The following is a 25,294-nucleotide window of genomic DNA, read 5'->3' on the forward strand; positions in this document are numbered from 1 at the left end:
AAAATACTTGAATATGGTATAGTATAAATTCATTCATTATTTTTGTAAAGCTTGAAAATCTAAATCGTATATCTATCCTATCACTCTCGTGATAAAAACTAAACAAAATTTTCTGATTTTTTAGAAAGGTTGTATGTCACTATGAAAGTTTCAAAATTTGGAGGAAGTTCTGTTTCCAACGCAGAACAAATTAAAAAAGTATTAAATATTATCAATTCGGATGAAGATAGAAAGATCACTATTGTTTCTGCACCAGGTAAACGACATAAAGAAGATGTGAAAACAACTGACTTATTAATTCGTCTATACGAAAAAGTAATCGATCATTTAGACTATATTTCTAAAAAAGAAGAAATCATTCAGCGTTATGCCGATATTATTCATGAATTACATATGAGTGATACATTACTATCTACGATTGATCAAACTCTAGAGTCTTACATTGCTACATTAAAAGACAAACCTTCTCGTTTGTTAGATGCATTATTATCTTGTGGAGAAAATTTTAATGCTCAATTGATCGCTGAGTATAATAACAGCCAAGGTATTCCTACCCGTTATATTTCGCCCGGAGATGCTGGCATAACTGTTACAGATTTACCTCAAAATGCCCAAATCTTAGATCAATCTTATGAAGCGTTATATAAATTAAGAGAATATGATGAAAAATTAATCATCCCAGGTTTCTTTGGTCTTTCAAGACAAAATTACATCGTTACATTTCCTCGTGGCGGATCTGATATTACTGGAGCAATTGTCGCTAGAGGCGTTAGAGCAGATATATATGAAAACTTCACAGATGTATCTGGTATTTTTAGAGCCAATCCTTCTATTGTAAAAGATCCTGAAGTGATTGATGAAATTACTTATAGAGAAATGCGTGAACTTTCATACGCTGGCTTTGGTGTCTTCCATGATGAAGCATTGCAACCATTGCATAAAGATAGAATTCCTGTCGTTATTAAAAATACGAACAGACCCAATGATATAGGGACATATATTCGTCATGATAGAGAAATCAACTCTAATAATGTTATCAGTGGTATAAGTTGTGACAAAGATTTTACAGTACTGAACATCAAAAAATATTTAATGAATAGACAAGTAGGTTTTACACGTAAAATATTAGGTGTACTTGAAGATTATGAGATTTCATTCGATCATATGCCTTCAGGTATAGACAGTATCAGTATCATTATGCGTTCAAAAGAAATTCAACATCGAGAAGAACAAGTCTTGAACGATATTCGCGAACGTTGTGATGTTGATGAGTTGAGTGTAGAGCACGATTTAGCTGTACTCATGATTGTAGGAGAAGGCATGCATAGAATTATCGGCACAGCCAATACAATAACGCATGCGCTTGCTGAGGCTAATATAAATTTAAAAATGATGAACCAAGGTGCTTCGGAAATATCTATCATGTTCGGAATAGATGTATCAGATGCAGAAAAAGCGGTTAAATCAACATATGAATACTGCTATAATGGTCAATGTTTAAAGATTTAACATGTTTTATTCATAAATATTAGATAATAAAAATCCTTCAAATCAAATGGTTCTTAAGTTAAAAGACTGACATTCTAATTTGAAGGATTTTATATTGCTTTCTTTTCTGAAATTAATGCTTGGTTAATACGTTCATCTCCTACAACTAAGCGTAAAATAACAAATTGATAATAACTTAATGAATCAATAACGCTCCTGTAATTAGGAATTTGATGATAATCGATAGGATCTAACAATTCATACATCAAGACAATCTCTGGTTTAACATAATCTACATCCCATTTGATTGAATGGAAATAAATATGTTTCTCAGGCATCCTGATATTATGATTCCATCTAAACATCCAATCTTCATCTTCTACATCATAAACAATAATCGTCATGATGATTTCTTCATTATCAAAGATATTGGCATGTGTCACTTTAGGAAAATCAATTTTCGTGAAATCTGACGTTGAGGATGTGCCATCATAAAGCACAGATTTAAATGTTTTTGGTATATATTTTAAAACTTCCCCTAAAAATTTCCTTTCAACACTGATATCTACTTTTCCATTTAAATTAAATTCATCATGCAAAAATAATTGTTTAGCAACTTCACCATTATATTTAAATAAACTAGCTACATTTTCGTTTAACGTCTCTACAATTTGTTTAATATTTTTATTTTTAGTATCTGGCAAATGAGCACCTCCTATTAAAAGTAAGCGTTTCCAATAATATTCATTATATAATTTGTAGAAGCGTTTTTCAATGTATAAAACATGAAAATGTGAAATAAAACACATTTAATTTTAAAAGTCTCCTATATGTATAAAATCATGTGCTAATCTGGTATTTAGAAATTCAGGTCTATTTATAACCAAAAACTGATCAGCACTTTGTTTTAGTGCAATTTGAATTTCAGCTACTTCAGGTATAGTCTGATACAATGAATTATCTGCCATATAAGGCATTGCAGCAAAATACCGACTAATACGATATTTTGAAAATGTTTGAGCAACATCTGTGCCTACTATAATATGATATTCACTACTTACCACGCCATTTGATAATATAATGTTAAAGTTTGTATATTTAGCTACATATTTAATAATATCCGTAGAATAACTAATCACTGAGATTTTAATTCCATTATAAAATAATTGATCAATTATTTTATAAGCAGCAGGATGATTATCAAATGCAATAATTTCATTTTCATTGATTTTCTCAGTAATTTGTTCGAGATAACTTTTAATTGCACTCAAATTGTCGTCCTCCATCTACACTATTTATATTGCGCATAATTTATTATATCTATTTATGGTCATAAATAAAACTATAAATCATTGTTCAAACGTTCGTTTTGTTAACTTTTATTATAGAATTAATCGTAACAATCATTACAATCATTATTAATAATTATTTTATTGTATTTTTTATAACAATTTAATAAATACAATTTGTACTACTTTAAAGAAAGGCGTAAAATAAACCTTGTTAAAAATTAAATTAAGATTAGGATGGTACACATGTTTTTAATTTCTATTTTACTCATAATAATTGTTCTATTAATTATTATTGTATTTATAAATCATCACCTTATGAAACATAAGCTTGATACTGAAATATATTCTAAGAATCAATTAGTTAATAAAATCAGTATGGTTACGAGTGAAAACACACATTTAAAAAATCAGATGTTAGATATTGACGCAAATAACGATACATATCATCATGGATTAAGAAAAGCTAAACAAGTTTTAAATGAAATTTTATCACAATACAAAACAGATGCTCAGATTAAGTTTTATGACATCATTGCTACGAGTAATCTTGCGGTAAAACATCCGTTATTTGAATATGCAAGAACATTCGATTATATCATCATAACTGATAAAGGGCTCTTCAACATTAATGTCAAAAATTGGAAACAAAAAACGTTCTACCATTTTAATGCTGACTCTAACTTAGAAACTTTATCTAATAATGACGACACTGTAAATCAAACTGTCGGTCGCTACATTGCGAATCAATACCATTCACAATTTCAAACAAAGCGAAAAACAAATTATACATTTATAGAACGTATCAAAAATAATTCAGTAATTTTTGAATTTTATAATTATGATCCATATGAACAATCTTCACAAAATGCCAAAGTATTAGAAGATAAAATAAATGAACATCTCAAACGTCAAATCAAGAGTATAGGTCTTGTTTATTTTACAGATGGTAGTGTGAATATCATAGATGGACCAGCAATTAGAGGAAATTACGCAGAAACCGTCTCTTCAAAATCATCTTTAAAAGAAGTCATTGGTGAAACACTAGCATCTTCTAACGAATCATTAACTGAAGAACAATATAATAAATTAGTAAATCATATGCATTAATCGAATTACAACAAATGTCATTTCAAAATCGATATTACTAGAAAGAATAGTAGCAAAAATAAAAGGTAGCTTCCTAAAATGGGAAGCTACCTTTTATTTTGTGCACAAAGTCACATGATTTCTTTTAGCATTTATGTGCATACCTTGTACAACAATGTTCAGTTAATTACTTTAACTCCAAATATTCTCATTGTTATTTTTTGCTTGTTGTTCAGCTTTTTCAAATATATCTCTGTATTTACCATTAGGTGCATAATATTTTTCTTTAGCCAAACCTTTTTTTATTAACTCTTCATTAAACATTGTATCCTTATCTAACCATAAATAAGCTAATGTTCTTCCATATTGATCTTCTTGCTCTTCATCATATTCCAAAAAAACGTCTTTGTTCGTTAATTGTGCTTTAGAATAATCTGAAGCTTCTTTACCATATGGTTGAACTGGTGTATCAGGTTTAACTGTTTCTGGTGTATCCACTCCGATAAGTCTAACCTTCAGTTCTTTATTATTGTCATTTTTGGCAACCAAAGTATCACCATCAACAACACGTTCAATGTGCACTTCTTCAGTTTCTTTAGGTCCAGATTCTGATTTTGATCCATTATTTTGAAAAGGCCCTGTTTCATTTATAAATTGAAACGCAAGTACACCTAACACAATCATACTAACAACTAATATTGTCATTTTTTTAGTCGATTTCACAGTTGCACCTACTTCTTTTGAATTGTCCAAATTATCATATAGAAAATCAATTAAGTCGTCAAGTTAGCGTAGTCCACAATATTTTATACTTTAATTCAAATGACAAAATTCTGTTATAATATCCAACGTAAATATAATGACGAATAATAATATTTTATTTCATATCACTGATAAACTCGTGCTATAATACATTAGATAGGAGTGAACAAATTGAGTATATTTAAAGAAAATATGATTACAATTATCGCAGTGATTATTGCAGTGATTGTGGGGCTCATATTACAAAATCAATTTCAATTACCATTAATGGTATCAGCAGTCGTAGCGGTTTGTTTAGGTATCCTTATTGGGTTCATTGTTTTTGTTATCCAAACAATCGTAACGAAATATAAAAAGAAATAATCTTTACTGCCGCATATCAAAATGCAGGCAGTTTTTTTATGTATCATTTGAATACGTATTAACTATAGGATGAGAAGGAATGAAACGTTTTCTTTAGTTTACATAATTATATTATAGTTTAATGAATTCCTTTTAAAGCTTTTTAATTAGTTTCATTACTCTATACGTTGCTTTCACAAAATAAAAAAGTCGTGTAAAAAGTTTTATAACTTCATACACGACTTTTTATTTTAATCATTTTTTACGAATGTCAGTATAGCATTAAACTCTTCTTCATTCGATGAGTATGTGCGTTCCTCAACTTCTCGCACTGTAGCATTTAGTAACTGATAACCTGCAACTTCATCATCTTCTAAAAATGCATTAATACTACTCTCTAATTCTTTTAATGATGCCGCTCTCAATGTACTTAGTTTAATCTTGTTCATCTAACCATCCCCTTATCAAGATAAATAATATTTATTAGTTACATATTACTACTTATACATCATACATACAATTAATAATACAATAGCATCAAATATTAACGTGGATTTAAATGCTCTTTGTTGACTCTTATAATCTTTTTATCTTAAAATTAAGTTTCAGTTTATAATGATTGAGGTGATTATTTTCTTCAAATCAAAAGAAGCGCGTGCATTTATTATATACTTTGGAATATGTCTTACTTTATTAACATTATATTTATTACCTTTCGTGCACGCGATATTCGGTTAATATAGTCGTATCATTACATTTACATTATCTCAACAAACAAACAGGTTCAAATCACTCAATAGATTGAGCGATTTGAACCTGTTTTTTAATAAAAATAATTTAGCATAGAATATTCTTTTAAATTCACAAAAATCATTCGTTCACTTCGGTATAAATTTGAAATCTTACTCCAAATTTATCTTTAACTACTCCAAATGCCGGACTAAAACCTGTTTCAGATAATGGCATTTCAATTTGACCTTCTTTTCCTAAAGTTTCAAAAATTTGGCTTGCTTTATTTTTATTATTTAAAGTAATACAGATTATAACTACATTACCCTCTTGAGACGGATAACCTGGGAACGTATCTACAATCATAATTTTCGAATTCTCTATTTCCAACGCTGAGTGAGAAATTAAATCTTTTGTATTTTCAGGAAGTGAAAAACCTGGGTCCTCTGGAAGATCCCCATATGTCATAATCCCTAAATTCTTAGCTCCAAAAGTATTTTCATAAAACTCAATTGCTTCTCTAGCATTTCCATTTAATTGCAAATAAGGACTTAACTCCATCTTTTAGTCTCCTCTTCATCTATTCACACAATTTTCACCTTAATATATTTTAACAATACCCTAGATAAACAAAAGTTAACGATAAAAGTACCAAAAACGAGCATTAAGTGGACCACAACTTTCATAACAATCATTAGTATATGAAACTTTTGCATAAAAGTACTTACATATTTGTCCTTTATGTTCAATTTCTTCAATCTTATTTTCAAAGATAATATTTGGGTCTTCAATTCCAAGTGTGTTTGATATAAAATGATTCATAGGCGCATAATCTCTCCTTAATTTATTTGGTAGGATATTTAAATTATAGAGATTTTTGCGCCTTTTTCATACAAAAAACAACCCGAAATCATTCATTCAAAATGACCCGAGTTGTTGATATTACTAATATTATCCCTCTTGCTTAGCACCTAGTATTCTTTAAGGTATTGTTCTCTTTCCCATTCAGAAACTTGTGTTCTATAATAATCCCACTCAATTGATTTAGAGTTAATAAATTGATTATAAATATGATTGCCTAAAGCTTCTTTAATTGGTGCGTTATTTTTCATTGCTTTTACAGCAGTGTATAAAGTTGAAGGTAAATCTTCGATACCAACAGCTTCACGTTCTTCACGATTCATTTCATAAATGTTTTGGTTAACTGGTTCTGGTACTTCTAGTTTATTTTTAATACCATCTAAACCTGCTTCTAAAAGTGCTGCTAATGCTAAATATGGATTGGCAGCTGGATCTACTGAACGTACTTCAACACGTGTAGATAATCCACGAGAAGTTGGTACACGGATTAATGGTGAACGGTTTTTACCACTCCAAGCGATATAACATGGTGCTTCGTAACCTGGAACTAAACGTTTGTATGAGTTTACTAAAGGATTACATACAGCTGTGAAACCACGTGCGTTTTTTAAAGTACCTGCTATGAAATGATAAGCATCTTTCGTCATTTGCATATCGCCATCTGGATCATAGAATGCGTTCTCTTTGCCTTTGAATAATGACATGTTAAAGTGCATTCCACTACCATTAACACCGAATAAAGGTTTCGGCATGAACGTCGCATGTAGATTATGTTGACGTGCAATTGTTTTTACAACAAGTTTAAATGTTTGAATGTTATCACAAGCTGTAATTGCATCTGCATATTTAAAATCTATTTCGTGTTGACCTGGTGCGACTTCATGGTGACTCGCTTCAATATCAAAGCCCATGTCCTCAAGTTCTAATACAATATCACGACGACAATTTTCACCTAAATCTGTTGGTGCAAGGTCAAAGTATCCACCATTATCATTTAATTCTAATGTTGGTTCACCTTTTTCATCTAATTTAAATAAGAAGAATTCTGGCTCAGGCCCTAAATTCAAATCTGTGAATCCTAATTCTCTCATATTTTCTAAGACACGTTTTAAGTTTGAACGTGGGTCACCTTCAAATGGTGTATGATCTGTTTTATAAACATCACAGATAAGTCGTGCAACTTTTCCTTGTCCTGCCGTCCATGGGAAGATAACCCATGTATCTAAATCTGGGTATAAATACATATCTGACTCTTCAATTCGAACAAAACCTTCAATTGAAGAACCATCAAACATCATTTCATTATCTAATACTTTTTCTAGTTGGCTAACTGGTACTTCTACGTTTTTAATTACGCCTAAAATATCAGTAAATTGTAAGCGTAAATATCTTACGTTTTCTTCTTTAGCAAACTTATGAATATCTTCTTTAGTAAATGTACGTTTTGGCATTGTAAATGTCCCCCGTTAATATTATTTGATAAAACGTGATAAGTCACCACGATTTATCGGTATTGCTTCTCGCTGTGGTTTCTGGGTAGCTTCAACTATCATTTGTTTTCTTGTTTCTTGTTCATCATCAGAAAGATGACTTTGCTCTTCATTAAGAATTTGCTTAATACCCTTGATATTAAATCCTTTTTCAATCAGTTTTTTAATTTCTAAAAGTCGTTCCAAATCATTTAATGAAAAGAGCCTCTTATTGCCTTCTGAACGTTGTGGTTTAATCAGTTCATGTGTTTCATAGTAGCGAATTTGCCTTGCGGTTAATTCGCTCAATTTAGTTACAACACTGATAGAGAATACAGGCATATTGCGTCTTAATGTATCGTTTGACTTCAATTCCCTCACCTCTATTTTTGAACTTGTTCTAAATTTAGCACAATTTTTCAATAATTTCAAAAATATGTAAGGTTTCCTTACATATCCTTTGAACCCTTGGTATCACTAGCGTACGTCTTATCAACACTCGTGAATCATATTAATTTTTAGAAAATTCCTTTAATTTGTTCAAAAAAAATCCATATATTTTATCAAAATTCACATCATTAACAAGTATATTACTTCAAAATGTGTGTTTGATAGAATACATGGATTTCAACTTCTTTTTATATCAGTTGCTGTGATTTAAGATTTGCTGCAGCTCTTGTTACTGCCAATTTCACATGTTCGTAGGTTAAGCCACCTTGTACATAGGCTTCATAAGGGGGGCGAATTGGACCATCAGCTGATAATTCAATAGACGAACCCTGGATAAATGTACCAGCAGCCATAATAACATCATCTTCATAGCCTGGCATAGAAGCAGGTTCTGGCTTAAAGTGCGCATTGATCGGTGAAGCTTGTTGAATACTTTGGCAAAATTGAATCATTTGCTCTTTAGTATCGAATTCAACCGTTTGTATAAGATCGGTTCTAGGAACATCGTATCTTGGTTTTGTACGCATGTTCATTTTTTCTAATAAAAGACTTGTAAATAATGCACCTTTTAAACTTTGGCTAACAACATGAGGTGCTAAGAAAAAGCCTTGGTACATTTCTTGTAATGAGTTAAGAGAAGCGCCCGCTTCTTTACCTATACCAGGTGCAGTTAAACGGTATCCACATCTCGCAACCAAGGATTCTTTGCCAGCAATATAACCACCAATTTTAGCTAAACCACCACCTGGATTTTTAATTAATGATCCAGCAATTAAATCCGCACCACATTCTATTGGTTCATGCGTTTCAACGAATTCACCATAACAATTATCTACAAAAATAATCACGTCTGGATACTGTGCTTTTATTGTTTGAATTGCACTCTCAATTACTTCTAAATTAAGAGATGGTCGTTGGTCATACCCTTTAGAACGTTGAATTGCAATAACTTTAGTTTGTGGTTTGATTTGATTCATTACTTCTTCTATATCTATATCATCTTCTTTTAAATCAACTTTATTATAACTCACGCCATATTCTTTCAAACTTTCAATACCATTTCCATTTATGCCAATAACCTCTAATAAAGTATCATAAGGATTTCCTGTTATATATAACAGCTCATCACCATACTTTAATGTGCTTTGTAAAGCAATCGTTATTGCGTGAGTACCTGAAATAATTTGTGGTCTGACAATAGCATCTTCTGCTTTAAAAACATGGGCATAAATTTCTTCTAAATGGTCTCTACCAAAATCATCATAGCCATAACCAGTAGTGCCTTGTAAATCATTTTCAGTTGCTCTTACCGCATGAAATGCATCTAATACTTTTTCCTGATTAACATATGCTGTTGCCTCAATGTTTCTAAAATATGGTGCTAATGTTTCTTCTGTATTAGCAATCAGCTGTTTCATATCTTCCATTAATCATTACTTCCTTCTATTCTTTTTTATATCCTTTAATTTCGTAAGTTGCATCATCTTCATTAAATATTAATTCTGACACAAGTGTATGCTGTTTAAGAAAGTATAATCTATCCGCATTCGCACTTGGGATGGTTTCTTCATAATATGTGAGTATTTTTTTAACTTGATCAAATAGTAATTGTTTTACTTTGTCTATATCTGTTTCATCCCGACTAGAAACAAATACCGATGGCTTATTCGTTGTCGGCGTCGCACCTTCATGCAAATCTTTTTTATTAAATATAATTGCTTGCGGAATTTGTGCCATATCTAAATCTGCAACAATTCCATTCACAGTATCATATTGTGCTCTATACTCAGGATGACTACTATCAACGACATGTAATAATAGATCCGCATTTTTTGCTTCTTCAAGCGTTGATTTAAAAGCTGCAATTAATGTCGTTGGTAGCTTTTGAATAAAACCAACTGTATCAGAAATAATTAAGTTAAACCCATCATTTATCTGGATTTGTCGTGTTTTAGGATCAAGTGTTGCGAATAATAAATTCTTTTCATATGTTGTTTCATTGGCAAGCATGTTAAACCAAGATGATTTACCTGCGTTCGTATAACCTATGAGTGCAACTTGGAAAACATGGTTCTGTTCACGTTTATTACGATAACGTTCACGATGTTCAACCACTGTTTCTAATTGGTGCTTAATTTCGTTCATTCTCGTTCTAATATGACGACGGTCCATTTCTAGTTTCGTTTCACCAGGGCCTCTTGTCCCAATACCGCCACCTAAACGTGACAAACTACGTCCATGTCCTTGCAATCTAGGCATTAAATAATCAAGTTGCGCTAATTCAACTTGTAATTTTCCATCTTTACTACTTGCTCTTAATGCAAAAATCTCTAATATTAATTGCGTTCTGTCGATAATTTTCACATTTAAATTTCCATTTAGCGCTTTTGATTGTGCTGTTGTTAATTCATCATTAGCAACAACGACATCGATATCATGATATTCAATATACGCTCGAATATCTTCTAATTTCCCTTTACCAACATAATATTTTCTATCAAAATGTGTTCTGTTTTGAGTAAACTGTTCTTGAACGTTTAGTTGACACGTTTCTGACAATGATGCTAATTCTTCCATTGTCGACTCAAAATCAAATTCGTCATCATTTTGAGCATGTACTCCAACTAAAATAGCTGTTTCTAATTCTTTTTTTGTATTATAAGTTTGTTGTTGGGTCATAACATGCACCTCTTTTCTTAGCTATTCTATCATAGTGTATATATAAAGACTACAGCGCCAAATTATGTTAGATTACTTATAAGAGGTGAATTAAAATGACTATATATGACATAGAAGTTCAGAAACCAAATGGAGAATCGTACAAATTAGATACGTACCAAGGACAACCCATGTTAATTGTTAACACGGCTAGTGAATGTGGTTTTACACCACAGTTCGAAGGACTTCAAAGTTTATATGATAAATATAAAGATCAAAATTTTATAGTATTAGGTTTCCCTTGTAATCAATTTGGAGGTCAAGAGCCTGGCACTGGTGAAGAAGCTACACAAAACTGTAAAATTAACTACGGTGTTATCTTCCCAATGCATGAAAAAGTTGATGTCAAAGGTGAAAATCAACACCCACTATTTGAATTTTTAACTAAAGAACAAAATGGTGTCTTCAATGAAAAAATCAAATGGAACTTCACTAAATTCCTAGTAGATAAAGATGGTAAAGTTGTAAAACGCTTTTCTCCACAGAAAAAACCTAATCAAATCGAATCAGAAATTGAAGCATTATTATAATTTGAAAATTCTATGATTTTCTGAAACAATATTAAGCATTACAATATCTATAAACAAATATAAGCTACACTAGATATCAATTAATCTAGTGTAGCTTATTTAGTTTTTAACTTTTAATTATATATTTTCTAATTATGATGTTTGAGGTGCATCATCAATTGTGAAAGTACTAATAGCATGTTTATAAATAAAATGCTGTTTACCTTGAGATAATAAGCATACTACATACTTATCATAATCCTCAATAACACCTTTCATTTGAAAACCATTCATTAAAAACACAATCACTTTTGTTTGATCAGTCTTAAATTGTCCTAGGAATTTATCTTGGATGTTTTCTGTTGTCTTCATGTTCTATACTCCTTTTCTTTATTTGGACTGAAACTTCATCTAACATCGATGAAAGTGACATTTTCTCTTTATCTAACCATACTAGGTCTAGCTTATTTTTGAACCAAGTCATCTGTCGCTTTGCATAGTTTCGAGAATGTTGCTTTAATTTATCTATTGCGTCATTTTTATTTGTACCGCACTTCACTACAGGCAACATTTCTTTATAGCCTATAGCCTGCATACTTTGACATGATTCATATCCCGCATCTACGAGTTGTTTCACTTCATCAAGTAAACCACGTTCCAACATTATATCTACGCGTTTATTTATCCTTTGATATAATATGTCACGCGACATTTCTATCCCTAATAATAATGTATCATAATTTTCTGTATATTGTTGAACTTTCTTTCGAGAACTTAAAAGTTTTTTTGTTTTTAAATAATATTGAATTGCTCTGCGCACTCTTTTTCTATTATTGGGATGAATATCTTCTGCAGACTCACTATCAAATGATGATAAATACTGATGTAACGCTGCATTTGATAGCTGATCTAATTCTGCTAACTTTTTGTCTACTACTTCACTTTCTTCGTCTGTGATTGTTTCATCTTCAAACGCATAATCGTGTATCAAAGACTGGATATATAAGCCCGTGCCTCCAGCAATTATAGGCACACATCCTCTATCAGTAATCTCAGTTATTAATTGCTGCGCTCTATTTTTAAAATCAAACGCAGAAAACGTTTCATCTGGCTCTAATATATCTACCATATGATGTGGCACACCTGACATTTCATCTGACGTTATCTTTGCTGTACCTATATCCATATGTTTATATACTTGCATTGAATCGCCACTGATAATTTCACCATTAAATTTTTTCGCTAATTCAATGCTGAATTCTGTCTTTCCTACAGCAGTCGGACCTACAAGTACGATTAAAAAAGGTTTATCGTTATGCACGTGTATATCAACTCTCTTTATTTACTATTGTTATTTATCTTTTTTAAAATTTGCTTTTCAATCCATTCATACATGTTATTCCATGTAATATCAGAATCCGTATCGAATAAAACTTCATGGCGTTTATTTTTGTATAAATGGACGGTTACATGTTTCACGCCGCAGCGTTTATATAATTTCCCTAGTTTTCTAATACCTTTACCTTTGCCACCTAACGGATCATCTTTTCCCGATATGAGCAATACAGGAAGTTCTGTGTTCATTTTTTCGATGTTTTTTACACGGCTTGTGCCTAACGCGTGTTTTATTATTTGGTATATGAGTTGATTGGAAACTAAAAAACCAGTATTTGGATCTTTGATAAATTTAGCAACTTCTCGAGCATCGCTAGATAACCAATCGCTTGAAGTTTTTTGATTTTTAATATCTTTATTAAATGATTTATACATTAATCGATTAACCCACTTCAATCGACGTCGTTTTCCTAATATTAAAGTAATGATTTTCATTAACACAGCAATAGGTAGACCTAAATACTTTGGATATTGGGCTGTGCCACTAAGAATTAAACCTTGCGCTGCATCAGGATATTTTTGAGCAAATATACGGGCTATAATAGAACCCATAGAATGACCTATCATAATGTATGGGATGTTCGTGTAGTGTGTACACATTGTCTGCGCAATTTCATATGTATCATCCGCAACTTGCGATATATCATCTATATGTCCACGTTCTTTTTCCTTTATTTCTTTCCCATGACCTCTATGGTTATGGCGTAATACATCATATCCTTGTTGATTAAACGATTCAACAAGTTCATCATATCTTCCCATATGTTCTGCCATACCATGAAGCAAATGTACAACACCAATTGTTTCATGCTTGGCTTTATCTAATTTCACTTCTAACATTGTGCCATCTTCAACAGTAATCTTAAATTCCTTTTGACTCATGTGATAGCCCCCAAATCATGCATCATTTCAAACTTCTTATACTATACAATATACCCTCAAAATTCAATGTTATCAAATAGAATGCAAAACGTTAACCACTAGACAACGATATATTAAAAAACATTGATTTTATAAAAACTCAAGCAAGTGTTTTACTTAATAAAAACGTAATTATTATTCGAAACACTAATATAATTCTATTTTAAAAATGTTATACTCAATATCAAGTATTAAGTCAGGTTGTCGACTATATCAATAACTTTGTTGATAGTTTATTGGTTAAACTATATGGAGACAAATGCATACAAACCTTTTTCTTCATTTCTAATTAATTATTAAATAAAGCAATTAATGAACACAGTTTGTCTCAAAGAAAAATATTTTTTAATATCAAATGCTCTTATAGCAATTGGTTTAGCTACATTTTGAATCAGTAAGTAATAAGTATCGAGTTATTTGTACTCAACATAAAATGTAACACAGACAACAATTCATCGAGGAGGGCATCTAATGGATATAACAATTTTTATTTTTATTTTATTAGCTATATTCTTAGGTGCTTTAGTACGTACATACTTTGGCTTTGGAGAAGCTTTAATAAGCATGCCTTTATTAGCTTTAATAGGTTTAGACATAAAAACAGCAATATCTTTAGTTGGTATCGCTGGTCTAACTGTAGCTTTATTTAATATTTTTTCTGAAATGAAGTATATTAAATATAGAACTTTGGCAGTCATGATGTCAGGTAGTTTAATCGGCATACCTGTAGGCATATGGATACTCCATCATTTTGATACTGGGAAAATCCAATTACTATTAGCTATTTTTCTAATTCTTTATGGTATTTATGCTTTTATCAAAACCGTTTTTCTCACCCACCATTCTAAAATCAAACTAAAATCTTCTCTATGGGAAGGTTTGGCAGGACTTGTTTCTGGTGTATTAGGCAGTGTTTATAATTCACACGGTGTACCAATCGTTATTTTCGGAACGCTAAGTCAATGGCATATTAAAGACTTTAAAAGTACAATTCAAGCTCATTTTCTATTAACAGCTATCTTTGTTGTCATGGGTCAATTATTAGGCGGTATATGGACGAGCCAAACTATTCGATTATTCTTAGCTACTTTACCTATATTGATTGTTGCAGTTTTATTAGGTAAGTATTTATCGAAAAAGACACACCATAATCATTTTGAAAAATGGATTTATATTTTTATAGTTATCTTAGGTATATTAATGCTCTCAACACAGTAATTGGCTTTTTGTATAATTTGCTTCTGAAAACAAAAATACAAATATAATTTAGCAAAGGTTGGTTTATTATTATGTTTGAAGAATATGCTTCTAAAAAGTTAATAAATAAAATGGATGAAATGGTAAATGACTTTTCCCCAGTTAATTTTGAAATTGAAAAATGGAATCGTGAGTATGAAGGTTTTAATTTTAGCTTAACTCATCACACTTTTAAAAGTCGTTTAGCTAAGAAGACACCTAAAAAAACTGGTTATTTCGTTGCAATGTGGCAAAAAAATGAAATAGCTAAAAATATCCCTTTTAATTGCGAGAATTCTAAAGATTACTTGGTTATTAATATTATTGATGGTGCCCGTACAGGACAATTTATTTTCCCGAAAGATATCTTGTTAGCAAACGGCATAATAACATCTACTAAACACAAAGGAAAAATGGCAATGCGTGTTTATCCGCATTGGGAATCCAATTTGAATAAGACTGCACTAAAAACACAAAAGTGGCAAAGCCCTTACTTTTTAGATTTATCTACCACCCTCAATGAAAAAGATATCTGTACATATTATGAGATAAAGTAACACGAAGATATATTGAGATAGACAAACCATTTGCTCTAAAGGCATTTAGTTTATTTTTTTATAAATATAACTTAATTTTAAAAACAAAAAGTGGTCTTTCAGACCATTTCTGGCCCTTTTATAAGCCACATTACCATTTTCTTAAGATTCATGGCAACACTAATCAGCGTGGTATCCATGGAAACTTTTTTGATACCTCTATATCGTGTCCATCTCATACCATGCTGCTCTTTTGCATCTCCAAATCTTCTTTCAATTGTTAGGATTGGATACATACAGTCTGTGACCTATTGGCATTGTTCGTTTAAATATTAATGTTTCATCGTTAGGACAAATATAATTATCATAGTAACCAGAGTCCGGATCAGGCGTACTTACTTTTTTTACTTTTGTATTCCTCCTTCTTTTTCTTTTTTATAGGCTTTTTTCCTTGAGATAATCTTTGTTCATTAATTTCATTATCTAATTCTTCTTGGAAATGAAGAGAATCTTTCTTTTTTCACTAATTCAGTTATATATTTATTTTTATTTGCGTTTGCTTTTATGTGGGTTGAATTAATGAATAAAGATGAATGATCTATTAAATTATTTTTTATTGCGATTTTAAGAATTCTTTCAAATATTTGTTCAAATAAATCTGTATCATGAAAACGACGTGTATAGTTTTTACTAAATGTACCGAAATGAGGTACTTTATCTAAAAAGCTATAACCTAAATACCAACGGCAAGCTACGTTCGTTTCTATTTCTTTTATCTTTTGTCTCATTGATTTTATTCCAATTAATCTTTGAATAAATAATATCTTCACTAAAATTACAAGGTCAATTGATGGTCTTTCATTATCAAGACAATATTTTTCTTCGACAAGTTCATAAATGAAATTTAAATCCAATATATTATCTACTCTACGTAATAAGTGATTACTAGAAACTAATTCCGATATTGAAATCATTTCATATTGATCTCTTTTATCAGTTGATTTATTCAACATTACAAACACCACCATTGTTTAATTTAAATATATTATATTATTTTTGTTTAAAAATGGCAGTAATTTGTGCCGACTCCTGCGGGAAAAGCACTAGCCGAAGACTATAGGCTGAGGCTGTGCCCGCGGAAAGCGTGCACAAAAAAGTGCCAACAAAGTCGGAGACTTTGTCGACACTCTGAAACTGGCGACAAAGTCCTAAGACCTTGTCGCCAGTTTTAATATTTACGCTTTAACTGCTGGTTGGTTATTACCTGTTTGTGCTTCTTTAATCGCAGTTTCTAATTCTTTTGTATATAATTCTTTTTGAATGTTTGTATAGCCTAATAATTCAGCCATTACATCGATTACTTGTTCTTTATAATTTAATACATCATCAATTTTGAAATATAATTTACCTGTACGACGGATAAAGAAATCAGTTGGACGGTGAACCATTTCATTTTGAATTGAATAAATTAATTCTGTGTAGATATCTAACGGTAAACCAGTTTCTTGATATTGCGCAGTTTGTGCAATTTTGAATAACTCTTCAGCGTTTGAACCATATTTAGATACAAAGTGACGTGCAGTCGCTTCGTCGATTTGATAAGCTTTTGCATCTTCAACTTTTTGTTCAATATATTTATCAAAGTTTTTACTGCCGCCTACATCGCCACCAGAGATTGTTAAGTGTTTTGTTGCCGCTTTATCAAAAGTAAGTTTATATTCTGATTTTAAGCGTTTTGCTAATAAATCAACAATCTCTACTGCCATATGACGGTAACCAGTTAATTTACCACCTGCAATTGTTAATAAACCAGATTTACCTTCCCAAACTTCGTCTTTACGAGAAATTTCTGAAGGATCTTTACCTTCTTCTAAAATAAGTGGTCTTACACCAGCCCATGATGATTCGATATCTTCATCAGATACATTAACATCAGGGAACATATAGTTAATTGCTTCAATTAAATAATCTCTATCTTCTTGGTTAACTAACGGTGATGTCTTAACATTGTCATAAAATGTATCTGTAGTACCAACATATGCTTTACCTTCACGTGGAATAGCAAAAATCATACGGCCATCGTTTTCTGTATCAAAGTATACAGCTTGACCTAGTGGGAATTTAGATTGATCAATTACAACATGAACACCTTTTGTTAAACGTAATTCTTTATTATTACGTGCATAATCGCCACTACGTACTTCATCTACCCATGGACCACTTGCATTGATAACTTTTTTAGCTTTAATTGGGTAAGTTTCATTGCTAATTTGGTCTTCTACTTGAATACCATTAACTGTTTCATTTGAGTCATATGTGAAATGAACAGATTTTGTATGGTTAATGATAGTAGCGCCTTTTTCTTCAGCACGTTTCATTACTTCAATAGTTAATCGTGCATCATCTGTACGGTATTCAACATAAGAGCCACCAGCTTTAAGACCAGCTTTCTTAACAAGTGGTTCTTTTGCAAGTGTTTCTTTTGCATTTAACATTGTTTTACGTTCAGCTTTTTTAACACCTGCTAATCTATCATAAACGCCTAAACCAATCGATGTAGTGAATTTACCCATAGATCCGCCTTTATGCAATGGTAACAGCATACGTTCTGGTGTCGTTACATGTGGACCATTTTCATAAACAATCGCACGTTCGCGACCAGTTTCTGCAACCACGCCTACTTGTAATTGTTTTAAATAACGTAAGCCACCATGTACTAATTTAGTAGAACGTGAGCTTGTACCTTGTGCAAAGTCTTGCATCTCTACTAAAGCGACTTTCATACCTCTGTTACTAGCATCTAAAGCAATCCCAGCTCCGGTAATTCCGCCACCGATAATCACAACGTCATAAGCGTCATTTTTCAATTCTTTCTTAATCTGTTCTCTTTTTAAAGTTGATAAACTCATAAAATCCAGCGCCTCCTAAAGTATTAAAAAAAGAGAGACTCATCCCATACATATATAATTGTACGAATTGAATCTCTCATTTCTCATCTCGATATTATTAACTTACCCGTATTGTAGCATAGATAACACTTTTAAGTCTAATTTTTTTACTCATCGTCTAATTTAAAGACTTGAGTAGCTTCTACAGCTTTCTTCCAGCCTTTGTAATGTTTTTCTCTTTCTTGTTCTACCATATCTGGATTGAATTGCTTATCTAACTTCCAACGGTTAGCAATTTCATCTTTACTATCCCAGAATCCAACTGCAAGTCCAGCTAAGTATGCTGCACCTAATGCTGTTGTTTCACTAATTTCTGGACGTTCAACACCAACATTTAAGATATCAGATTGGAATTGCATGATGAAATTATTTTTAACTGCGCCACCATCAACACGTAAATTATTTACTTTGATACCTGAATCTTTTTCCATAGCTTCTAATACGTCACGTGTTTGATAACATAATGATTCTAAAGTAGCTCGGATGAAATGTTCTTTTTCAGTACCGCGTGTAAGTCCGAAAATAGCACCTCGTGCTTCTGCATCCCAGTACGGTGTACCAAGACCAACAAATGCTGGCACAACATAAACACCTTCTGTTGATTCAACACGTTCTGCATAATTTTCTGATTGTGGTGCTGAATTAATCATTCTTAATCCATCTCTTAACCATTGAATTGCAGAGCCTGAAACAAAGATAGATCCTTCAAGTGCATAGTTGACTTTACCATCAATACCATATGCAATAGTCGTTAATAAACCACTTTTAGAAGTAACTGCCTCTTCTCCTGTATTCATTAACATAAATCCACCAGTACCATAAGTGTTTTTCGCATCACCACGTTCGAAACATGCTTGACCGAATAATGCTGCTTGTTGGTCACCAGCGATACCAGAAATCGGCACTTCTTTACCGAAGAAATGATAATCTACAGTATTAGCATAAACCTCACTTGAAGATTTTACTTCAGGGAGCATTGAATTTGGAATTTCTAAAATATCTAATAATTCTTGATCCCATTCCAAATCATGAATATTGTAAATTAATGTACGACTTGCATTTGTATAATCTGTGATATGTGCTTTTCCACCTGATAATTTCCATACTAACCATGAATCTATTGTTCCGAATAATAAATCGCCATTTTCAGCTTTTTCTCTAGTACCTTCTACATTATCAAGTATCCATTTTACTTTTGTACCTGCAAAATAAGGATCTAATAAAAGACCTGTTTTTTCACGGAATTTACTTTCTAAGCCTTGGTCTTTTAAGTTCTGACAAATACTTTGTGTTTGACGAGATTGCCATACAATTGCATGATATACTGGGCGAGACGTATGTTTATCCCATACTACTGCTGTTTCACGTTGATTTGTAATACCGATACTCGCGATTTGATCTGCGCCAATATTCTCTTCATTTAACACTTCAGCAATAACTGCTAAAACAGATGTCCAAATTTCATTTGCATCATGCTCTACCCAACCTGATTTAGGAAAATATTGTTTGAATTCACGTTGTGCTACACCTTGGATTTTTCCATCTTGATCAAAAAGAATTGCTCTTGAACTTGTTGTACCTTGGTCAATTGACAAAATATATTTTTTCATAATGATAATCTCCCTTATATTATGTTTGTAGGATGGACAATAATGTATGTAAAATGAATAATTCCCAACAACATATTTATATACATTCTATTTTAATAATCCAACAAACATATTCATATTATTTATTTTTTTATAATATAAGACCTGTTTATATTTTAACGTATAAACAGGACAGTTAAAACTTATTTAATAAATTGATTCGATACCTTTTGCACTTTTTGCTTTATTTAAAGCGATTCCAAGCGCAATTGTTACGATTAGCAACACTATTGATACAACAGACATCATATCAAAAGCACCTTTATAGAATAATCTATAAATAACTGCACCCATCATACCACCTGTAATAGGCCCTAAAATTGGAACAATTGCATAACCCCAATTTGAGTTACCTTTTCCAGCAATTGGTAAAATGGCATGTGCAATACGTGGACCTAAATCACGAGCAGGATTAATGGCATATCCAGTTGGACCACCTAAACTTAAGCCGATAGCAACGATTAAACTACCAACAATTAGTGGATTTAAACCATCAGCAATTTTATTCATCCCAATGAATAATAAGCCCATTGTTAAAGCAGCAGTACCAATAATTTCACTTAAGAAGTTGGCAAAGTAATTTTTTATTGCTGGTGCTGTAGAAAACACAGCTAATTTTGTATCTTTGTCTTCAGTTGCTTTCCATTGCGCTAAGTACATTAACCAAACTAAAGTACCACCGATGATACCACCAAGTATTTGACAAATGATGTATCCTGGAACCATACCCCAGCTTAATGCACCGTCCATTGCGAACGCTAATGTAACGGCCGGATTTAAATGCGCACCAGATATTTCACCTGTAGCATAAACACCCATGGTTACAGCAAGTCCCCAACCTGTGGCAATTACAATCCAATCAGCACCGTTACCATTGCTTCGTTTTAAATTAACGTTGGCAACAACGCCACCCCCAAATAATACTAATATTGCTGTTCCCAATAATTCAGCAAAATATACACTCATAGAGACTCCTCCTAAAAAAAGACAAAGAGATTCCTACAATTATGTCCAGCGTTAATACACTGGTTTAATGACTGTAGAAATCTCCCATCTCTGTTCTAATTATTAACTTGTGTTTATCTTACACCTCTATTGAAAGCGTTGTCAATCTTTTTTGTAAAAAAATTGCCACAATTTAAAAATCAATAACAGCGCTTTCTTTAATTTCGAATTGCTGAGTATAACAATTTATTTTTGCTGATAAGCCATAAGGCATGCTGTGCTTGGGCTCATTGTGTCCAAATGACAAATTATATAAAATTGGAACGTTTGGATTTTTACTTTTTTTAATAATTTTTAATATTTCATTTTTATACGCTTCATAATATATTTGATTAAATGGTTTACCAAAAACAATGCCTTCAACTTTATCTAACACACCTATTTGTAATAATTGGTTAAACATTTTTGAAAATTCTAAAGGAGATGGTGTATCTTCTGAAGTTTCCAAAAAAAGTATCGCATGATTAAATTGCTCTAATTCCGGAAATATGGAAGTATCTATCAAACTCACAAACGTTTCTAAATTACCTCCGATTAAATGACCACTCACAATATCGGCTCCATTTATAACTTCATAACTTTGGTTATCTCGTTTAGTCCTAGCAATATTTTTATTTTCTACTTTCCATTCTAATCCTGTTGGTCTTGTATAAGGCGTAGGCAATCGTTCGCCAATCGCTGAACTATTGAACCAACATTTTTCAATATCATTAATTGTAAAGCTATCCATTTCTATATTCTCCGCAAAATCTGTTAATAAGGCTTGTCCATAAAAACTAACAATACCCATTTTATAAAACATCATGTGGACAGTCGTTGAATCAGAGTAACCCGAGAAAATTTTTGGGTTATCGTAAATTGCTTGAAAATCTACATAAGGTAATATTCGAATGGCATCTTCACCACCAATACAACTTATAATCGCTTTTACATCACTATCTTGTAATGCTTCATTTAAATCAGAAGCACGCAGTTCAGGGTGTTCACGTACATATTTAATACCTTTGAGTGCATTGGGCATGACTTTCACATGCAAACCAAATACGGATTCCAGTCGTTCGATTCCTTGTTTAGTTCGCCATAAAATCGAATCTTCTCCGGCTAAACCAGAAGATAAAGATACAATTGCAACAGTGTCGCCTCTTAATAATTTTCTTGGTTTTATCATTAAATCTCCCCCTAGGATTTTAATTTATATAAATTAATACTATTCATTAAAAAATGGTAAAAAAAAAGAATTAGCTATAAGCTTTAGAAATGATTATACATTAATAAAATGATTTAATGCGTTTCTAAAATAGCTAATTCTAGTAAGACAATTACATTATAGTCAATGCCATTCAACCTTTATTCTTTATTAGAACGACTGTTAATTTAACTGCTTTAGTTGTATTACCATAAATCCCTATCGCTTGTAGTGATATATTTCGCACCATTTTCCACCGCAACATCAACTTCCTCAACATCATTAATCAAACCACCAGCAATCACAGACGTATTTGTCTCTTCATTAATGATTTTTATTGCCTTTGTTGCTATACCAGGCAACACTTCAACAAAGTCAGGTTCAACACGTTTTATAAGCTCAATACTTCTAGTTAGTGCATGACTATCTAGAATAAATACACGAAAAACAGTAGTCGTATTCAACGCTTTGGCTTTGTTTATAACTTTCGTTTTTGTTGATACGATGCCTTTGGGATGGTAGTTTTGAATGATAAATTCACAAGCAAATTCATCGTGACTCATACCTCTAATTAAATCGATATGCATATACACTTCTATATTATTCTTCTTCATCAATTCCATAATGCTTTTGATATGACCTATATGCGTATCTAATAACACACATTCTTTATAATCTGTCTGTATCAGTTTTTCTAAATCTTTCATTGAGCGAATAGCCGGTAAAATATATGGCTTCATCCACTAACCTCCTATATAATACGCTTAAATAAGCGTTCTAATTCATAATTTGAAAAATTAATGATTATCGGTCTGCCATGTGGACATGTAAACGGATCTTCTGTTTCTCTCAATTGATTCACTAAATCTGCCATTTCATTATTTTTTAAATAGTGATTTGCTTTAATTGATTTCTTACAACTCATCATAATAGCAGCTTCTTCACGTATTTTTTTAACATTCACTTTTTTATGCTCTAAGACATACTCAATCATATCTTTAATAATTTCTTCCGCTTCAGCAGCAGGAAACCACACTGGATAACTATCAACAATATAATCATTACCACCAAACGGTTCTAAATGCACGCCTACTTTATCTAATTCTTCTACGTGTTGATTGATAATCATCAACTCGTCTTTTGAGAAGTGAAAAGTTAAAGGAATTAATAAATTTTGTATTTCATTAGAGACATCGCCTATTTTTTCTCTAAAATATTCGTATTTAATTCGTTCCTGTGCAGCATGTTGATCAATCATAAACATACCGTTCTCATTTTGCGCAATAATATATGTGCCATGCACTTGACCTACGACTTCCATATAAGGTATACGCTGTGAAGGGTTGCTACTGATACTTCCTTTAATATCTGATGCCTCAGATACATCTTCAGAAGGTGCTAATGTATCAGTAATATCTTGTTCTTCCATATCAGTCAACACATCTCTTTGCGTCTTAGCATAATCATAAGTCGATTCTTTCACTGAATAGGAATCGTTTGAAGTGGTATTCGGATTTGAGAATGTATTATCTAAGGTTTGATTAGATTGATTTGTTTCATTGGGCTGATTATCATCAAGGTCAAAATTCAAATTCGTTGAATGTGTAGCATCTCTTTGCTGTTTGCGTTTCTCAAAATCAATTTTCTGTTGTTCAAATTTATCCAGCACTTTATTTTTCTGCGTCAATTTATTCATATCATTTTGCGGTATTAAAATACGATCTTTAAAAGCTTCTCGTATTTTTTCTACGATCAGTTCAAACAACTGATCTTCTTTAGATAAACGCACCTCTAATTTAGTTGGATGCACATTGACGTCTACCAGTATCGGATCCATTTCAATATTAATATAACAAATTGGAAATCTGCCAATCATTAGCAGTGTATGATAGCCTTCTAAAATTGCTTTGTTTATTAAAAAGTTTTTTATATATCTACCATTAATAAAAATAGATATATAATGTTTATTACTTCGTGAATGTTCTGGTTTAGCAACATAGCCTTCTAAGCGATAGTCGCTTGTTTCACCCGTAATGTGTACTAAATCCTTAGCCACTTTCATCCCATATATTTCTGCCATAACTTCATTTGTACGTCCTGAACCATTTGTTTTTAGAATCGTTCTGCCATCTGAAATAAGTGAAATACGGATATCTGGATGACTCATCGCCATACGATTTACGATATCTGTAATTTTACCTAATTCAGTATATAAACTTTTAATATATTTTAAGCGCGCTGGTGTATTATAAAATAATGATTCAACCAATATATCAGTACCTTGTTTCGCTTTTGCAGGTTTTTGATTAAGAATTTCACCATTTTCCACATAAATCTCTTGGCCTTCTTGATTATCTGTACATGTTTTCAGTGTCACTTTGGAAACAGAAGAGATACTTGCTAACGCTTCTCCACGAAATCCAAGTGTGCGAATATGAAACAAGTCATCGTCTGCATCTAGTTTACTTGTTGCATGTCGATGAAAGACGAGACCTAAATCTTCTATATGAATACCCGTACCATTGTCAACTACACGAATAGATGCTACGCCAGATTGTTCAACTTCGATATTGATTTCAGTCGCTTGGGCGTCAATGGCATTTTCTAATAACTCTTTGACTACTGAACCTGGACGGTCAACAACTTCCCCAGCAGCAATCTTATTCGCTAATGATGTTTGCAACTCTTTAATCTTACCCATTTGACTTCACC

The 25,294-nt window shown here is 31.9% G+C and carries 24 protein-coding genes and 1 pseudogene; 6 read left to right on the forward strand and 19 right to left on the reverse strand.

The genetic code is table 11. The annotated features are described in order from the left end of the window. The first annotated feature begins 141 nt into the window (after positions 1–141). Positions 142–1,509 (forward strand): aspartate kinase, encoded by a 1,368-nt coding sequence (locus PYW44_RS07615; protein ID WP_021338784.1) that lies wholly within the window; start codon positions 142–144, stop codon positions 1,507–1,509. An 89-nt stretch (positions 1,510–1,598) separates the two neighbouring features. Here the strand turns inward: PYW44_RS07615 and PYW44_RS07620 are convergent, their stop codons facing one another. Then, positions 1,599–2,192 carry a hypothetical protein gene (locus tag PYW44_RS07620; protein WP_002507783.1) on the reverse strand — a complete coding sequence of 198 codons (594 nt, stop codon included), beginning with the start codon at positions 2,190–2,192 and terminating at the stop codon, positions 1,599–1,601. 111 nt (positions 2,193–2,303) lie between these two features. After that, positions 2,304–2,759 (reverse strand): sugar phosphate isomerase family, encoded by a 456-nt coding sequence (locus PYW44_RS07625; protein WP_021338782.1) that lies wholly within the window; start codon positions 2,757–2,759, stop codon positions 2,304–2,306. Positions 2,760–3,023: 264 nt separating this feature from the next. Between PYW44_RS07625 and PYW44_RS07630 the strand changes: the two genes are divergently transcribed. Then, complete coding sequence (locus tag PYW44_RS07630) at positions 3,024–3,887, forward strand: hypothetical protein (RefSeq protein ID WP_021338781.1); 864 nt, start codon at positions 3,024–3,026, stop codon at positions 3,885–3,887. Positions 3,888–4,058: 171 nt separating this feature from the next. On the opposite strand, the gene nucI is transcribed toward PYW44_RS07630, so the two are convergent. Further along, positions 4,059–4,589: a thermonuclease NucI gene (gene nucI, locus PYW44_RS07635; protein WP_046465290.1), complete on the reverse strand. Its 531-nt coding sequence runs from the start codon at positions 4,587–4,589 to the stop codon at positions 4,059–4,061. A 210-nt stretch (positions 4,590–4,799) separates the two neighbouring features. Between nucI and PYW44_RS07640 the strand changes: the two genes are divergently transcribed. Beyond that, positions 4,800–4,991, forward strand: a complete 192-nt coding sequence (locus tag PYW44_RS07640) for a hypothetical protein (RefSeq protein ID WP_002507787.1) — start codon at positions 4,800–4,802, stop codon at positions 4,989–4,991. Positions 4,992–5,221: 230 nt separating this feature from the next. Here PYW44_RS07640 and PYW44_RS07645 read toward each other — a convergent pair whose 3' ends face one another. The 6 genes from PYW44_RS07645 to hflX form a co-directional block, all read right to left on the reverse strand. Continuing rightward, positions 5,222–5,419 carry a hypothetical protein gene (locus PYW44_RS07645; protein WP_021338779.1) on the reverse strand — a complete coding sequence of 66 codons (198 nt, stop codon included), beginning with the start codon at positions 5,417–5,419 and terminating at the stop codon, positions 5,222–5,224. 421 nt (positions 5,420–5,840) lie between these two features. Then, positions 5,841–6,260, reverse strand: a complete 420-nt coding sequence (locus PYW44_RS07650) for a VOC family protein (RefSeq protein ID WP_002512323.1) — start codon at positions 6,258–6,260, stop codon at positions 5,841–5,843. Between the two features lie 410 nt (positions 6,261–6,670). Then, positions 6,671–8,011 carry a type I glutamate--ammonia ligase gene (gene glnA, locus PYW44_RS07655; protein WP_002507791.1) on the reverse strand — a complete coding sequence of 447 codons (1,341 nt, stop codon included), beginning with the start codon at positions 8,009–8,011 and terminating at the stop codon, positions 6,671–6,673. Between the two features lie 21 nt (positions 8,012–8,032). Further along, positions 8,033–8,401, reverse strand: coding sequence for a MerR family transcriptional regulator (locus PYW44_RS07660; protein ID WP_002507792.1), 369 nt, complete (start codon positions 8,399–8,401; stop codon positions 8,033–8,035). 266 nt (positions 8,402–8,667) lie between these two features. Beyond that, the gene (locus PYW44_RS07665; RefSeq protein ID WP_021338777.1) at positions 8,668–9,906 is read right to left on the reverse strand and encodes a methionine gamma-lyase family protein; all 1,239 of its coding nucleotides are present in this window, start codon (positions 9,904–9,906) and stop codon (positions 8,668–8,670) included. 16 nt (positions 9,907–9,922) lie between these two features. Next, complete coding sequence (gene hflX, locus PYW44_RS07670; protein WP_002507794.1) at positions 9,923–11,158, reverse strand: GTPase HflX; 1,236 nt, start codon at positions 11,156–11,158, stop codon at positions 9,923–9,925. A gap of 95 nt (positions 11,159–11,253) precedes the next feature. On the opposite strand from hflX, the gene PYW44_RS07675 reads away from it, so the two are divergent. Further along, positions 11,254–11,727, forward strand: coding sequence for a glutathione peroxidase (locus tag PYW44_RS07675; RefSeq protein WP_107510927.1), 474 nt, complete (start codon positions 11,254–11,256; stop codon positions 11,725–11,727). A gap of 132 nt (positions 11,728–11,859) precedes the next feature. On the opposite strand, the gene hfq is transcribed toward PYW44_RS07675, so the two are convergent. From hfq to PYW44_RS07690, 3 genes are read right to left on the reverse strand one after another with little or no spacing between them, the layout of a single operon-like run. Next, complete coding sequence (gene hfq, locus PYW44_RS07680; RefSeq protein WP_002507796.1) at positions 11,860–12,078, reverse strand: RNA chaperone Hfq; 219 nt, start codon at positions 12,076–12,078, stop codon at positions 11,860–11,862. Next, positions 12,050–13,027: a tRNA (adenosine(37)-N6)-dimethylallyltransferase MiaA gene (gene miaA, locus PYW44_RS07685; RefSeq protein WP_115076008.1), complete on the reverse strand. Its 978-nt coding sequence runs from the start codon at positions 13,025–13,027 to the stop codon at positions 12,050–12,052. The genes hfq and miaA overlap by 29 nt, the downstream gene beginning before the upstream one ends. A 17-nt stretch (positions 13,028–13,044) precedes the next feature. Next, on the reverse strand, positions 13,045–13,983 hold the full coding sequence (locus tag PYW44_RS07690; protein ID WP_021338775.1) for an alpha/beta hydrolase: 939 nt from the start codon (positions 13,981–13,983) through the stop codon (positions 13,045–13,047). 510 nt (positions 13,984–14,493) lie between these two features. On the opposite strand from PYW44_RS07690, the gene PYW44_RS07695 reads away from it, so the two are divergent. Both PYW44_RS07695 and PYW44_RS07700 read left to right on the forward strand, forming a co-directional pair. Next, positions 14,494–15,240, forward strand: a complete 747-nt coding sequence (locus PYW44_RS07695; RefSeq protein WP_021338774.1) for a sulfite exporter TauE/SafE family protein — start codon at positions 14,494–14,496, stop codon at positions 15,238–15,240. A 71-nt stretch (positions 15,241–15,311) separates the two neighbouring features. Continuing rightward, the gene (locus PYW44_RS07700; RefSeq protein ID WP_021338773.1) at positions 15,312–15,815 is read left to right on the forward strand and encodes a MepB family protein; all 504 of its coding nucleotides are present in this window, start codon (positions 15,312–15,314) and stop codon (positions 15,813–15,815) included. A 98-nt stretch (positions 15,816–15,913) separates the two neighbouring features. Here PYW44_RS07700 and PYW44_RS13385 read toward each other — a convergent pair. The 7 genes and pseudogenes from PYW44_RS13385 to mutL all read right to left on the reverse strand — a co-directional run bounded on the left by PYW44_RS13385 (position 15,914) and on the right by mutL (position 25,283). Continuing rightward, positions 15,914–16,807: pseudogene (locus PYW44_RS13385) on the reverse strand (transposase). Between the two features lie 222 nt (positions 16,808–17,029). Then, positions 17,030–18,703 (reverse strand): glycerol-3-phosphate dehydrogenase/oxidase, encoded by a 1,674-nt coding sequence (locus PYW44_RS07715; RefSeq protein WP_002507804.1) that lies wholly within the window; start codon positions 18,701–18,703, stop codon positions 17,030–17,032. Positions 18,704–18,849: 146 nt separating this feature from the next. Further along, the gene (glpK, locus tag PYW44_RS07720; RefSeq protein WP_021338770.1) at positions 18,850–20,352 is read right to left on the reverse strand and encodes a glycerol kinase GlpK; all 1,503 of its coding nucleotides are present in this window, start codon (positions 20,350–20,352) and stop codon (positions 18,850–18,852) included. 186 nt (positions 20,353–20,538) lie between these two features. Then, positions 20,539–21,357: an MIP/aquaporin family protein gene (locus PYW44_RS07725; protein WP_021338769.1), complete on the reverse strand. Its 819-nt coding sequence runs from the start codon at positions 21,355–21,357 to the stop codon at positions 20,539–20,541. Between the two features lie 172 nt (positions 21,358–21,529). Beyond that, a complete protein-coding gene (locus PYW44_RS07730; RefSeq protein WP_021338768.1) occupies positions 21,530–22,564 on the reverse strand; it encodes a S66 family peptidase in 1,035 nt (344 codons plus the stop codon). Positions 22,565–22,788: 224 nt separating this feature from the next. Beyond that, complete coding sequence (locus PYW44_RS07735) at positions 22,789–23,322, reverse strand: glycerol-3-phosphate responsive antiterminator (protein WP_002507808.1); 534 nt, start codon at positions 23,320–23,322, stop codon at positions 22,789–22,791. 11 nt (positions 23,323–23,333) lie between these two features. After that, positions 23,334–25,283 (reverse strand): DNA mismatch repair endonuclease MutL, encoded by a 1,950-nt coding sequence (mutL, locus tag PYW44_RS07740; RefSeq protein ID WP_115076009.1) that lies wholly within the window; start codon positions 25,281–25,283, stop codon positions 23,334–23,336. Positions 25,284–25,294 lie beyond the last annotated feature (11 nt).

This window comes from Staphylococcus equorum (genome assembly GCF_029024965.1).
In the GTDB taxonomy this organism is placed as follows: Bacteria; Bacillota; Bacilli; order Staphylococcales; family Staphylococcaceae; genus Staphylococcus; species Staphylococcus equorum.

Coding starts and splice junctions, on each gene's coding strand:
- PYW44_RS07615 (WP_021338784.1), top strand. CDS start 142: ATGAAAGTTTCAAAATTTGGAGGAAGTTCTGTTTCCAACGCAGAACAA.
- PYW44_RS07630 (WP_021338781.1), top strand. CDS start 3,024: ATGTTTTTAATTTCTATTTTACTCATAATAATTGTTCTATTAATTATT.
- PYW44_RS07645 (WP_021338779.1), bottom strand. CDS start 5,419: ATGAACAAGATTAAACTAAGTACATTGAGAGCGGCATCATTAAAAGAA.
- PYW44_RS07650 (WP_002512323.1), bottom strand. CDS start 6,260: ATGGAGTTAAGTCCTTATTTGCAATTAAATGGAAATGCTAGAGAAGCA.
- glnA (WP_002507791.1), bottom strand. CDS start 8,011: ATGCCAAAACGTACATTTACTAAAGAAGATATTCATAAGTTTGCTAAA.
- PYW44_RS07665 (WP_021338777.1), bottom strand. CDS start 9,906: ATGGAAGATATGAAACAGCTGATTGCTAATACAGAAGAAACATTAGCA.
- hflX (WP_002507794.1), bottom strand. CDS start 11,158: ATGACCCAACAACAAACTTATAATACAAAAAAAGAATTAGAAACAGCT.
- PYW44_RS07675 (WP_107510927.1), top strand. CDS start 11,254: ATGACTATATATGACATAGAAGTTCAGAAACCAAATGGAGAATCGTAC.
- hfq (WP_002507796.1), bottom strand. CDS start 12,078: ATGAAGACAACAGAAAACATCCAAGATAAATTCCTAGGACAATTTAAG.
- PYW44_RS07690 (WP_021338775.1), bottom strand. CDS start 13,983: ATGAGTCAAAAGGAATTTAAGATTACTGTTGAAGATGGCACAATGTTA.
- PYW44_RS07695 (WP_021338774.1), top strand. CDS start 14,494: ATGGATATAACAATTTTTATTTTTATTTTATTAGCTATATTCTTAGGT.
- PYW44_RS07700 (WP_021338773.1), top strand. CDS start 15,312: ATGTTTGAAGAATATGCTTCTAAAAAGTTAATAAATAAAATGGATGAA.
- PYW44_RS07715 (WP_002507804.1), bottom strand. CDS start 18,703: ATGAGTTTATCAACTTTAAAAAGAGAACAGATTAAGAAAGAATTGAAA.
- glpK (WP_021338770.1), bottom strand. CDS start 20,352: ATGAAAAAATATATTTTGTCAATTGACCAAGGTACAACAAGTTCAAGA.
- PYW44_RS07725 (WP_021338769.1), bottom strand. CDS start 21,357: ATGAGTGTATATTTTGCTGAATTATTGGGAACAGCAATATTAGTATTA.
- PYW44_RS07730 (WP_021338768.1), bottom strand. CDS start 22,564: ATGATAAAACCAAGAAAATTATTAAGAGGCGACACTGTTGCAATTGTA.
- PYW44_RS07735 (WP_002507808.1), bottom strand. CDS start 23,322: ATGAAGCCATATATTTTACCGGCTATTCGCTCAATGAAAGATTTAGAA.
- mutL (WP_115076009.1), bottom strand. CDS start 25,283: ATGGGTAAGATTAAAGAGTTGCAAACATCATTAGCGAATAAGATTGCT.